Below are 12,688 nucleotides of genomic sequence, written 5' to 3' on the forward strand. Positions count from 1 at the left end.
TCCCGCAACAAAACTCGATAAGAAGCAAAATTATCGAGTTTTTTTATATAAGAAAAAACATAAATTCAATCGATTTATATAGATTTTATCAATAACGTTGTATCTTTGGGTGAAAGTAGAAGATTATGACCATTACCCAACTTAAATACGTACTTGCCGTTGCCGAGCACCAAAACTTTACAAAAGCGGCACAGAAAACTTTTGTCACCCAGCCAACCTTGAGCATGCAGATACAAAAACTGGAAGAAGAGCTGGACATCTTGATTTTTAACCGAAGCAAAAAACCCATAGAACTGACCGAAGTTGGGAAAAAAATCGTCACCCAAGCCCGCAACATCGTAAACGAATCTGAACGGATGCAGGATGTGGTGGATCAAGAAAAAGGATTTGTTGGCGGCGAGTTTAAACTGGGCATTATCCCCACCATCACTCCTACTTTGCTTCCTATGTTCTTAAAAGCCTTTACCAATAGGTATCCCAAAGTACAGCTTAAAATTGAAGAATTGACCACCCCCGAAATCATTACCCAACTGCAGGACGGACATTTGGACGCAGCTATTGCGGCCACGCCCCTACGCCAAGAGCAGATAAAAGAACGTGCCTTGTATTTTGAGCCTTTTGTAGGGTACATTCCTTCCAATCACCGGCTCTCCGGTAAGAACAAAATTGACAGTGCCGATCTGGAATTGGATGATATTTTGTTATTGGAAGACGGCCATTGTTTCCGGGATGGGGTCATCAACCTCTGCAAATCGTCAAAATTGAGCGGTGGCGATCAGTTTCAGCTGGAAAGCGGCAGTTTTGAAACATTAATCAAACTATCCAACGAAGGTTTGGGAATGACGTTGCTACCCTATTTGCATACGTTGGATGTTTCAGAAAAAGAACAGGAAAACCTCCGTTACTTCAATGAACCTTCACCTGCCCGGGAAGTGAGCTTGATTTACAGTAAAAGTGAGTTAAAGCTTCAGATAATTGAAGCACTCTACGATGTTATTTCTGGGGTAGTGCGTGGGGCGATTGCCTTTCAGGATGTTAAAATAATCGACCCGCTTAAAAAATAAAAAAAACGCCCGGCGGTTACCGGGCATTTCACTTATTTGTTTAATAGAATTAGACATTGATTTAATTCGGGGTTCTGTTTGATAAGAGTATCTACCCAGGCTTTCAGTTCCTCAATTTCGTAAGGAAGCAGCCTATCCATCGCCTTTTTCAACTCTTTACAGAACAAATTTACATCAAAACTCACTTTTGCAAGCACCGCTTTGGTGTAGTCAAACATTGCTCTAGCCATAGTTAAATTAAATTTAAAATAGGTTAAGTAGAAGTATGTCTTATAGAAATAGGGGTTAATTGATTAGTTGTATAAATATAACAAAAGTTTTTCAATTTTATTCCTTTTGTTGATAACTAAACCATGTTAAAACCGGTTGTCGCCGTCCAACAGGTTCCCTAAACCACCAAGTACGCTGCCTTCGCCTTTGTCTTTTCCGCCACCTTTGGGCGCGGCCGCCCAAACCCTACTTGCCAAGCGGCTAAAGGGCAAGGATTGTACGTAAACAGTACCTGGGCCGGTCAAGGTTGCAAAAAACAAACCCTCGCCACCAAAGACCGTGTTTTTTATACCGCCTACAAATTCGATATCGTAATCCACGGTTTGGTCAAACCCAATGATACACCCTGTGTCCACTTTCAGTTTTTCGCCTGCAGCCAGTTCTTTTACTGCTGTGGTGCCTCCTGCGTGGACAAAAGCTTTACCAAAGCCTTCCAGTTTTTGCATGATGAACCCTTCGCCACCAAAGAAGCCGCGTCCCAGTTTGCGGGAAAACTCGATCCCGATGGAAACCCCTTTTGCAGCACAGAGAAAGGCATCTTTTTGGCAAATAAACTTCCCGTTGAATTTTTCAAGGTCGATGGCAATGATCTTTCCGGGATAAGGCGATGCAAAGCTCACCCGTTTTTTTCCGGGTACGGTATTGTAAAAAGCCGTCATAAACAAACTTTCGCCGGTCAATAGCCGTTTTCCGGCACCGAAAACCTTGTTTAAAAAACCCTTGTCTTTATGGGAGCCATCGCCAAAAATGGTGTCCATTTTAATGCCGTTGTCCATCATCATAAAACTTCCGGCTTCGGCGACAACGCCTTCGTTGGGGTCCAGTTCAATTTCCACGTATTGCATTTCTTCGCCGTAAATGGTGTAATCTATTTCGTCTGCTTTCATTTTTTATGTTTTCTATTAGTTGCTAGCAATTGGTTTGTGTTACAGATAATTTTTATTTGTACTATTTCAAAAGGACGAAGAATTATTACGAAACTCGTTCTCCTCTTCTTCCATAAATTGTTTTATTTTACGTTCTTCCCAGTTTTTAAAAGGATTTATGGGAGATCTAAAAACATAGAACCAATGTATAAAAACTGCAAGCCCCCAGAAAACAGGGGTGGTAAAATAAGACCAATCTGGAAAATGGATAGGCATAAAGCTGTCCTGAAACACTCCCGTTGCCGCTACCAGCATCAAGCCGTTAATTACGAGGTAAATGGACAAATGTGTATAAAACCCCTTTATTTCTTCCACTTTTTTTCGTGCCCGTTCGTATTTTCTTTTTTCTTTTGAGTCCATACCCCTATTTATTTAAACTGTTCTTGAAATGTTCTTCATCCTCCATAAATTGTTTGATTTTTCGTTCTTCCCAGTTTTTAAACACTGAAAAACCAATCTTTTTAAACAGGTTTCCCTTAAAGACTTTCAATCCGTGGAAAATAACAATGATGGTCCACACCCCGGTAAAAAAGAGGAAATTGGCATCGATCCAATTTTTGAACCCTTGATTTTCAATATTTTCATAATAGCTTCTTAGAATAAAAAGCCATACAAAAATGGATGCGCCATTGATTAACAGATACACAAAAAGATGATTGTAAAACACTTTAATTTTTTCTACTTTTTTTTGAGCCCGTTGGTATGCGCTTTCTGTATAATTTTTCATAATCAAATTCATTTCCAAAGGTCGTTGCTGTTTTTTTTATCTTCTTCCATAAACTGTTTTACTTTACGTTCTTCCCAGTCTTTACCCAAGAAGGAGTTCCACTTAAAAGCTTTGGCAGCTTGAAATACAATACCAATGCCCCATCCCAGTGCAGCCCATAAAAACCACGGATAACGCAACTCATTGGTGTAATAGTTCAACCCGGCAAGAAAAAGTATGAAGACGATATAAAAAAACAAACTGGTATAGAATTTCTTAATATTCTCCATACGTTCCTTTGCCCTTAAATATTTGTTGTCCCGTTCGGTATCTCTATCGTTAGTGTTCATAATGCTATGCTGTTTTTATTTTGCTGTAAAGATATTTCACTAAGCTATCTATTTAAAAAAAATGGTACTGGACTGTCATTTATGCTTACCGAAATGTTATGCATTAATCCTCTTCTTCCATCAATTCCTTTATTTTCTTTTTTTCCCAGTCTTTCCCAAAAAAGGGATTGTAATTGAACGTCTCGGCTGCGTGGGCTAAAACGCCCATCCCCCAACCGGCTATGGGGAAAATGGCCCAAGGGAAATTAGTGCCCGATTTAAAGTTCAACCAAATGAAAATAGGGATAAAAACAAGGTACATAGTTAGGTTTCCGTAGAAACCCTTAAGTTTTTGAACCCGCTCTTTAGCCCGAGCGTATTTTTTTTCTGAAATATAGGTTTCTTGAGAACTGACAGTAATTGTCTGCTGTGTTAACAGCGGAATGGAGATGCTAAACCGTTTGGAGTCCTGTTGAATTTCCACCGGTCTATTGGTCAATAATCGATAGCGTTGCCGTATGTTTTTAAGCCCTACGCCACTGCTCTCTTTCACTACTTGTTTGGGCTGGTAATTATTGGTTATCCGCAGGTTGCCGTTATCTTCAGTAATGGCAATGTGCAGTTTTTTCAAAGGGGTTACTTGGTTGTGCTTCACCGCATTTTCAAGCAATAATTGCAACGATAATGGTACGACCTTCGCTTCTGGGTTGCTTAACGTTTCCGGCACGCTGAAAATAATGCTTTCTTCAAATCGCATTTTCAACAATGACATATAAAGCTGGGCAAATTTCAGTTCTTCCTCAATGGTTACCAATTGTTTGTTTTTCTGCTCTAAAACATATCGATAAACCTTTGAAAGCGAGGTGGTGAACCGTGTGGCAGCTTCTGGGTTTTCTTCTATTAAGCTGGTCAAGACATTCAGGCTATTGAACAGAAAATGAGGGTCCAACTGGTTTTTCAAGGCATCAAACTGTGCCGATGCCGCCCCGGCGATTATTTTCTGCTCTTTTACTTTTTTCTCTTGGGTGTGTTTGTAATAAAAGAAACCATAGAAAATGGCCAAAACCACCAAGGAAATAATGAACGATATTTTATAAAACTGAAAATTCTGTGCCGCCAAAAATACTGCTACGGTTTCCCCGCTTATCACCACGCTGATGATAAAATGAATTACAAAAAGCGTTGCCATAGTGACCAGGATATTCGTTAACACGGCTCGCCAAAGCATACTTCGGGAATATAAAGTGCCTTTATATTTGTCAAGAAAATAAATGATCACATACGCATTGACCAGGTACAAAGTAACCGAGTAGAACTGGTTGTAAAGAAACCACACCAACAGTTCTTTCCCAGAATCTACAGTGTTGCCCGTAGCATATTGTATAAGCCCCAACACGATAAATATGAGGAAGCCTACAAAAAATGCCTTGCCCAGTTCTTTGAAAAATCGGATCATTATTGGTTACAGTTTTCTTTAATTAATTTTTCGGCACGTTCTTTACCATAACTTGGGTAAAATTTGCCTTCCGGTTTAAAGGTAGCAAAAAGTTCTATGGCACGTTTAATATCTTTACAATATGGATCTAAGGGTTGGTTAAAATAAGCAGCACCGCCAATATCCCACTCTGCTTTACTTAAGATAACACGAGGATTGTTTGGTGCCAATTGCAACGCTTCTTGATACAACTTTTGCACTTTTGCCGAATATTTCATTCCGTATTGTTGGCCATCGAAAACAATCCAAACGGTGTACCATTGGGCCTCTAAGATTAGGATTTCAGGGTTTTCTTTTGAATTTGTCTTGGCCCAATTGATATATTCTTGGGCTTTTTTTAATTGAGCCGTTAACTTTGCTTTGTCTTTCTCGCCAAAACTTTTGATCACGTTTATCTGCGCCACATAATAGGGCGGCAACCACTTGTCGGGTTCGGCTTGGGCGATACGCTCAAAGAGATTGGCGGCTTCCCAAGGTTTGTTGGCTTGCCAAAGCTCGAAGGCTTTTTGCATACCAGTTTCGTATTTTGTTTGACTGAAACCGAGTGCCGAAATAAACAACACGGAAATCATGAGTAATTTTTTCATCTTTATCTTTTTAATTAATTAGTAACAATATTCCACCTATTATTAAAAGCAGACTCACTGCCAATAGTGTTTTTAAGGTTTTTAGCTTTTTGTGTTTTGATAGTAAAATGCCTAACATAATTTCTTGGTTTTAAAATTATAATTTGATATTAAAAATTTTTGTTTCCCCGTTTTTCACTTCAAATTTGGCATCTTTCCATTTTGGCGGACCGAAATTGGCAGGGGCATTTTTCGAGGTGCCGTAATCTTCGGTCGGCATCATGCCCATAAACATATTGAGCTTTTCATTATCGTCTTCATCATGAAAGCAGGATACGGCATACACGCCATCGGGTACATTGGTAAAGGTTACGGTAGCTGTATTGTTTTCGATTGTAGCTTTACGAGACATAAACGCTTTGTCTAAAAAGTGCTCTTGGGTATCATACAGACCTACGAGTACATGCCCTTTGTCATTGTCAAAATCGAGCATCTTAACTTTTATTGTGTTTTGGGCTTGCAATACGAATGAAGATAAAACGAGCACTACGGTTGTGATTATGGTTTGCATACTATTTTGGTTTTAAATTATAATTCAAATATCCTTTAAGATAAAGGGTTTATAAAATTTGATGTACTGAACTGTAAGTTTTTTGGATTGAAACGTAGAAACGAGGCACGAAGTACGATTTGTGATTTACGATTTACGAGGTACGAAGTACGATTTGTGATTTGTTTTCGATACAAATTCGTGATCCCTCTCGGGCTCACAAATTCACTCAAACACCCTTAAAAACACTTTCGTTTTATCTGTAACCTGGTCGTCGAGTGATTTTGTTTGACCTGTAAGGGCAAACAAAATTGTATCGAGACGCAACATCCCTCATCTGTCACCCAGCTTCTACAAATTATCCAACTGATTATCCTCCCCGTCATCACTAATGGTCCAGAAAAAGCCTACAAAGAAAAATTGATCTGCTGCCGGACGTAATGTTCTTCTTGCAAAATCGCCGTTCGCAGTGGGGGTATTGGCATATTGATAGCCATTCACGTTTTTAAAACCCAACACATTGTTTACCGAAAAATACAGTATTTTTTGTTGCGACAGCAAATAGGCCCAATTTAAACTTATGCTGTTGTACGCTTTGGTCTTGTTTTGAAGAAATCCGGGCACGTTTGCATTGGTATACGTTCGGCCACTGCCATACTGATAGCTAAACCCAACTTGGCTTTTCCAGTCCTCCAACCAGTATTTCCCCACTACCGAAAGATTGTGTGAGTTTGCAAAATTGGGCGTGGCAGCGGTAGGGTAGTTTTTGTATTTCCGTTCGGTATCCAAGTATGAATAGCTTACCCAATAATCCATGTTCTTTAAACTTTCATTATCTCTCAAGAAAAGATCGAATCCCTGCGCAAAACCGTTGCCATTCGTATTAAAATCAGTGTCAAACGAGGGAAGTTCTGAAGCATAGGTAACTAAATTGTCATATTCTTTTCGGTACAGCTCTGCCCTGAAAATACGATTGTTGGCACTGTATTGGTAATTTAAGATGTAGTGTTGCGCTTTCTGGGCTTCCAAATCCTCCTGAAATTTTAAATACTCATTAAGTGGCTGCTGATAAAAATCGCCATACGCTAAAGAAAGTTGGCTATTTTTACTCACTTTATAAGCTAAGGAAATCCTTGGGGAAACGATAAACGCATCAAATAGCTGGCTATATTCGCCCCGCAACCCCAGTTTTATGGCAAATTTTTTAGAGAAAATAACATCGGCTTCGGTGAAAGCTGCGGAAATATTATTGTTAAAACCATATTCAACATTAAGAGTTTCATTTTTGAAGTCTTCGTTAAAATCGGTTAAAAACTGCTCTACGCCATAGCTCATTTTAAATCGGTTGCTGAAATTTTTCCGCAGTTTTAATTTTAAATGAGCTGACTTTTCAGTGTCTTCAATAGCATCTTCTATGACATTGATTTCAGTTTTTGAAAGCGTAAAGCTCCCTCCGGCCTCCAACCGCCATTTGTTGTCCAACCTACCGGAATAACTGGTATTGGTGTAAAAGTTTTGATTGTTCAGTTTAAAATTAACCCCTTTTGGTACATTTATATCTTCTTGCGTTAGCTGAAAGTTGGTCGCATCAAACGCTCCATAAATTTTTAAGAGCCCGTCTTCAAATTTATGACGGTACACCGATTCGCCCGCTATGGTTTCAAAAGGTTTCTGCCAATCATTTCGGTCCGGGAACAGTTCATTATAAGGTGCCAAGTTGATATAGTTTGCATTAACGCTCAACGAGTTATTACCCCAAATTTGGGTGTTTCCAACTCCTCCACCTAAGCTCATTACTGAAATTTCAGTTTTTTCTTGATCGGGAAAATCTATGGTATTCAACAGCAAAACAGAAGATAGTGCCTGTCCGTATTCAGCCGAATACCCACCGGTGGAAAAGGTAATGCCATCAAACAAAAATGGACTGTACCGGCCACGCGTAGGGATGTTATTGGTGCTGGGCGTGTAAGGTTCGAATACACGGATACCGTCGATAAAAATTTGGGTTTCGCCCGCATCACCCCCACGCACGAACAATCTTCCGTCTTCAGAAACAGTTGTGGTTCCCGGTAACGTTTGTAATGCTCCTACAAAATCTCCCAAGGCACTTGCGGTTGTAACCACATCCAACGGTTTTAAAACTGAAACCTTGCTGTTATCGCCTGCTTCAAAAGTCCCTGCCGAAATAATCACGGTGTCCAACGCGCTCACATCTTCCCGAAGCCTTACGATCAGTTGTTGCATGTCGCCTACGTTTTTGGTCATGCTGAATGGTTCAAAAGATACAAATGAAACCACCAAGGTTTGTTCGCCGGTTTCGGAAGTGGTGAACGTAAAGCGTCCATTATCATCGGTAGTGGTTCCATCATAGGTGCCTTCCAAATAAACATTGGCACCGGAGATGGGCGTTCCGTTTTTTTGGGTGACCACACCCGATATTTCGGTCTGGCAGATTGCCGAAACGGAAAGGAAGAAAAATAGAAACGCGAATTTTAAATTCATAGTATGTTGAAGTTTCATAGGTAGCTGGTTTAATAATACGCTTCAAAAATGGGATGATTTTACGCTATTTCAGAAAAAAAGAAACCCAACTGTATAATCTGTATGCTGAATTGTATGATGTTCAATTTTAATGTTTCTTTAGAAAAATAGCTACGGAAAAATAGTATCTTCGATTTCAGAAAAACAACCAATAACCTTTTAAACGCTATGGACACTTCAGAAAAAGTAGGCCAATACATTGAAAAACACGAAAAATGGCAGGATGAACTATCAAAACTCCGAAGTCTTTTTCAAAAAACAGCACTTACCGAGGAAGTTAAATGGGGTGCTCCAACCTATACCCTTAACGGAAAGCTGGTCGCAGGATTGGCAGGGTTTAAAAACCATTATGCCATCTGGTTTCATCAAGGCGTGTTTTTAAAAGACGAAGAAAACAGGCTGGTAAATGCACAAAAAGGCGTTACTAAGGCGCTACGGCAGTGGCGTTTTGAGAAAGGTGACCCCATTGAACCCGATTTAATTTTAAAATACATACACGAAGCCATTGAAAACAGCAAAGCCGGCAAAGAATTAAAACCAAAACGCCATAAAAAAGACGTTGCCATCCCCCCGCTTTTAAAAGAAACTTTTAACGAGGACAAAAAGCTTGCTGAGGCCTTCGAAAAACTCACGCCTGGCAAGCAACGGGAATATGCCAACCACATTGCCGAAGCCAAACGGGACGCCACCAAACAGAAAAGACTTGAAAAAATCACTCCCATGATCAAACAAGGCAAGGGGCTGCACGACAAATACAAAAACTGCTAATGAACTTTAGGATTACCCAATACAACTCCCGCCGATTTTGGTTTTACGCAAAACGGGCATTTTGGATACTCGTTGCTTGGGTGTTCATTTCTAACCTTTTGTTTTTCTATGAATATTTTACCTTAAAAAGCGAAGGCATTTTAAGTTCGGCTTTTGATTTTGAGTCTTCCTTTACCGCAAATTTAATCGTTGGCATCACTGCTGGGTTAATTGGTGGCCTGTTTACCATTAACCTTATGGAGCAATGGCTTAGAAGGCATGCATTTTGGAAAGCCCTGATTTACATTATAGGCACTTACATTGTGGGGGCTTTGGTTATCAGCACCATTGGCGCATTGTACTTTAACAGCGAAAAGTTAGGGTTGCCCTTTTACCATTCCGATGTTCTTATGGCCACGCAGTTGTTTTTCAGCACATGGCTGTTCCTTAAAAACTTTATTGTTTGGCTGTTTATCGTCATTGGCACCTTAATCGTTTTGATCGTGAACGATAAGTACGGCCCCGGGGTGTTCCCCGATTATTTGATGGGTCGTTATTTTCATCCCAAGCACGAGCGGCGCATTTTTATGTTTGCCGATATTAAAAACGCCACCGGTATTGCCGAAACTTTGGGCGAAGAGAAATATTTTAACTTCCTGAAAGATTTTTTCAGGCATATTGCTCCGGCCATTGTGCAAACCCGCGGCGAAGTGTATCAATACGTGGGCGACGAGGTGGTGGTCTCTTGGAAAATGAAACAAGGCTTACGGGGAGGCAACGCCATACAATGCTATTTCTCCATGAGGCGCATCATTAACCGGAAATCGCACAAGTATTTACGAAAATACGGCATTGTGCCCGAATTTAAGGTTGGGTACCATTTTGGCCCCGTTATGGTGGGCGAAATTGGGCAAATTAAACGCGACATTGCTTTTTCGGGCGATGTATTGAATACCACGGCCCGGATACAGTCCATTTGCAATGAACTGGATGTGAAGATATTGGCTTCAAAAGAATTTGCAAACATCGCGTACAAACTGCCCAAAGGTGTGAAAAAAATAGATATGGGCAAAGAGCAATTACGTGGCAAAGCCGAAGAAATTGGTCTGGTAACCTATAAAAAAGGATGATCATTGGAGACGTAAGAGACTTGAGATGTGAGACCTGCCTCCGGCGGGCAGGTGTGAGCTATGAGCCTTGAAAATTATAAAATTGATTGCCGTTAAAATAGTAGATCACGGTTAACCTTAATCGAAAACTATATATCATTATATGAAAATAACCCTCTTGGCCATAGGAAAAACCGACGATAAAAACCTGCAAACGCTAATAGCCACATATTCAAAACGGTTAAACCACTACGTGCCTTTCTTTTTTGAAATCATTCCGGATGTTAAAAAAGCTAAGAATCTTTCTGAAGCTTTACAAAAACAAGCCGAAGGACAGGAAATATTAAAACGATTGCAACATTCGGATGTATTGTTTCTTTTGGATGAAAACGGAAAACAGTTCAGGTCGGTTGGATTTTCGCAATTCCTTCAGAAAAAAATGAACAGCGGGCTCAAAAACCTCGTGTTTGTAATTGGTGGCCCTTACGGCTTTAGCGATGAAATTTATGAACGGGCGAACGGAAAACTTTCATTATCAAAAATGACGTTTTCACACCAAATGGTGCGTGTATTTTTTATTGAGCAATTGTATAGAGGCTTTACCATTCTTCGTAACGAGCCCTATCACCATAGATAAAATTATACTTTGTACTTAAACACACCTGATTGTTAAATATGACATACGATGAAACGAGCTGCAACGTAAGACATTTTGTTTGCTATAAAATGGAAATTACTAATATAGATATTTTGTTCAATATCATATGTCATTCAGTCCTAAGTCCAGTTTATGTTATTATACGGAAAATCAATAAAAACTATTTTGAAATTTTAGACAATAAATTTTCAGTAGATTGATTTGTAATTAATGAGCAATCCTTAGTTCTAATTGCCTCCATTACATTTTTGGCAACGGTTTTCCCCAGTTCCACGCCCCATTGATCGTAACTGAAAATGTTCCAGACCACGCCTTGCACAAACAACTTGTGTTCGTACAGTGCCAATAAACTTCCTAAGTTGTGCGGAGTCAATTTTTCAATGAGAATTGTGTTGGATGGTTTGTTGCCTTCAAATTGTTTGTATGGGTTTTCAATTTCCTTTCCATAGGTGCCTTGCAACAAGGATTCAGACTGTGCAAAACAGTTTGAAATAAGTTTTTTATGATGTTCTTTTTTTCCGTGCAACGATTTCGCAAAAGCAATAAAATCAACCGGAATTAATCGTTTTCCTTGATGAAGTAACTGAAAAAAGGCGTGTTGCGCATTGGTACCCGTATCGCCCCAAACAATGGTCCCCGTAGTATAATTTACCTTATTGCCATTTCGGTCTGTGCCTTTGCCATTGCTTTCCATCACTCCTTGTTGTAAATAGGTGACCAACTTGCTCAAATATTCAGAGTACGGAATGACCGCTTCACTCTCCGCTTCAAAAAAATTGGCATACCAAATAGAGAGCATGGCAAGGATTACGGGTATGTTTTCACCGAAAGCTGAAGTTTGAAAATGCGTGTCCATTTCGTGGGCACCTTTCAACAGTGCTTCAAAATTGTCATACCCTACGGCACAACATATAGAAAGTCCCACGGCGCTCCACAATGAAAACCGCCCACCGACCCAATCCCACATAGGAAAGATATTTTTTGAAGCAATACCAAAATCAAAAACCGCTTCTTTATTGGTGGAAACCGCTACAAAATGGTTTTCAATATCCTGTGCTGAATGTTGTTTCAAAAACCAATTACGAACGGTATTGGCATTGGTCAAGGTTTCAAGCGTGGTAAAACTTTTTGAAACCACGATAAACAACGTGGTTTCAGGATTCAAGTCTTGAATACTTTCTGAAACATGGTCGCCATCGACATTCGAGATAAAATGAACATTTAAATGGTTTTTGTAGTACTGCAAGGCTTCGGTAACCATTTTAGGGCCTAAATCGCTTCCACCCACACCTATGTTCACCACATCGGTGATGGGTTTTCCCGTACAGCCTTTCCAAGCTCCCGAAATAACAGCTTCTGAAAAAACCTTCATTTTTTGAAGCGTATCGCTCACTTCGGGTCGCATATCACTGAAATCACGCAAGGCCGTATGCAGCACGGCCCTATCTTCGGTTTCGTTTATTTTTATTCCTTTAAACTGAGCTGATATTGCTTCTTCTAACTTAACTTCCTTTGCCAAGTCGATCAACAATCTTTTTGTGGTATCGGTCATCCGGTTTTTGGAATAATCGATAAAAAAATCGTTCCATTCAATTGCGAATTTTTTGGAACGCGTGGCATCTTCAGCAAACAAATCTTGCATTTTCTTGTTTTCCATTTCTGAAAAATGCTGCTGCAAGGCTTTCCAGGCCTTTGTTTGCGTAGGGTTTATTTTGGGTAAACTCATT

At 39.9% G+C, this 12,688-nt stretch carries 14 protein-coding genes; 4 read left to right on the forward strand and 10 right to left on the reverse strand.

Features of this window, described 5'->3' with window-relative positions:
• Nucleotides 1-125 precede the first annotated feature (125 nt).
• Nucleotides 126-1,064: a LysR family transcriptional regulator gene (locus DDV96_RS05335; RefSeq protein WP_116693725.1), complete on the forward strand. Its 939-nt coding sequence runs from the start codon at nt 126-128 to the stop codon at nt 1,062-1,064.
• A 32-nt stretch (nt 1,065-1,096) separates the two neighbouring features.
• On the opposite strand, the gene DDV96_RS05340 is transcribed toward DDV96_RS05335, so the two are convergent.
• The 9 genes from DDV96_RS05340 to DDV96_RS05380 form a co-directional block, all read right to left on the reverse strand.
• Entirely contained in the window at nt 1,097-1,294 is a 198-nt protein-coding gene (locus tag DDV96_RS05340; protein ID WP_116693726.1) for a hypothetical protein, read from the reverse strand.
• A gap of 126 nt (nt 1,295-1,420) precedes the next feature.
• Nucleotides 1,421-2,221, reverse strand: coding sequence for a TIGR00266 family protein (locus tag DDV96_RS05345; protein WP_116693727.1), 801 nt, complete (start codon nt 2,219-2,221; stop codon nt 1,421-1,423).
• A 66-nt stretch (nt 2,222-2,287) separates the two neighbouring features.
• A complete protein-coding gene (locus DDV96_RS05350; RefSeq protein WP_116693728.1) occupies nt 2,288-2,620 on the reverse strand; it encodes a 2TM domain-containing protein in 333 nt (110 codons plus the stop codon).
• 4 nt (nt 2,621-2,624) lie between these two features.
• Complete coding sequence (locus tag DDV96_RS05355) at nt 2,625-2,987, reverse strand: 2TM domain-containing protein (RefSeq protein WP_116693927.1); 363 nt, start codon at nt 2,985-2,987, stop codon at nt 2,625-2,627.
• 8 nt (nt 2,988-2,995) lie between these two features.
• Nucleotides 2,996-3,316 carry a 2TM domain-containing protein gene (locus tag DDV96_RS05360; protein ID WP_116693729.1) on the reverse strand — a complete coding sequence of 107 codons (321 nt, stop codon included), beginning with the start codon at nt 3,314-3,316 and terminating at the stop codon, nt 2,996-2,998.
• A 103-nt stretch (nt 3,317-3,419) separates the two neighbouring features.
• Nucleotides 3,420-4,751: a 2TM domain-containing protein gene (locus DDV96_RS05365; RefSeq protein ID WP_116693730.1), complete on the reverse strand. Its 1,332-nt coding sequence runs from the start codon at nt 4,749-4,751 to the stop codon at nt 3,420-3,422.
• Nucleotides 4,751-5,377, reverse strand: coding sequence for a hypothetical protein (locus DDV96_RS05370; protein WP_116693731.1), 627 nt, complete (start codon nt 5,375-5,377; stop codon nt 4,751-4,753). Before DDV96_RS05370 ends, DDV96_RS05365 begins: the two co-directional genes overlap by 1 nt.
• Before the next feature lie 136 nt (nt 5,378-5,513).
• A complete protein-coding gene (locus DDV96_RS05375; protein WP_116693732.1) occupies nt 5,514-5,927 on the reverse strand; it encodes a DUF2141 domain-containing protein in 414 nt (137 codons plus the stop codon).
• 330 nt (nt 5,928-6,257) lie between these two features.
• Complete coding sequence (locus DDV96_RS05380; RefSeq protein WP_394340101.1) at nt 6,258-8,426, reverse strand: TonB-dependent receptor; 2,169 nt, start codon at nt 8,424-8,426, stop codon at nt 6,258-6,260.
• Nucleotides 8,427-8,615: 189 nt separating this feature from the next.
• Here DDV96_RS05380 and DDV96_RS05385 point away from each other — a divergent pair, with 189 nt between their 5' ends.
• From DDV96_RS05385 to rlmH, 3 genes are all read left to right on the forward strand, one after another.
• The gene (locus DDV96_RS05385) at nt 8,616-9,215 is read left to right on the forward strand and encodes a YdeI/OmpD-associated family protein (protein WP_116693733.1); all 600 of its coding nucleotides are present in this window, start codon (nt 8,616-8,618) and stop codon (nt 9,213-9,215) included.
• Nucleotides 9,215-10,324: an adenylate/guanylate cyclase domain-containing protein gene (locus tag DDV96_RS05390; RefSeq protein ID WP_116693734.1), complete on the forward strand. Its 1,110-nt coding sequence runs from the start codon at nt 9,215-9,217 to the stop codon at nt 10,322-10,324. The genes DDV96_RS05385 and DDV96_RS05390 overlap by 1 nt, the downstream gene beginning before the upstream one ends.
• A 142-nt stretch (nt 10,325-10,466) precedes the next feature.
• The gene (gene rlmH / locus DDV96_RS05395; RefSeq protein ID WP_116693735.1) at nt 10,467-10,940 is read left to right on the forward strand and encodes a 23S rRNA (pseudouridine(1915)-N(3))-methyltransferase RlmH; all 474 of its coding nucleotides are present in this window, start codon (nt 10,467-10,469) and stop codon (nt 10,938-10,940) included.
• Between the two features lie 181 nt (nt 10,941-11,121).
• On the opposite strand, the gene pgi is transcribed toward rlmH, so the two are convergent.
• Nucleotides 11,122-12,687: a glucose-6-phosphate isomerase gene (pgi, locus tag DDV96_RS05400; protein ID WP_116693736.1), complete on the reverse strand. Its 1,566-nt coding sequence runs from the start codon at nt 12,685-12,687 to the stop codon at nt 11,122-11,124.
• Nucleotide 12,688 lies beyond the last annotated feature (1 nt).

The organism is Marixanthomonas spongiae (genome assembly GCF_003095375.1).
Taxonomy (GTDB): Bacteria; Bacteroidota; Bacteroidia; order Flavobacteriales; family Flavobacteriaceae; genus Marixanthomonas; species Marixanthomonas spongiae.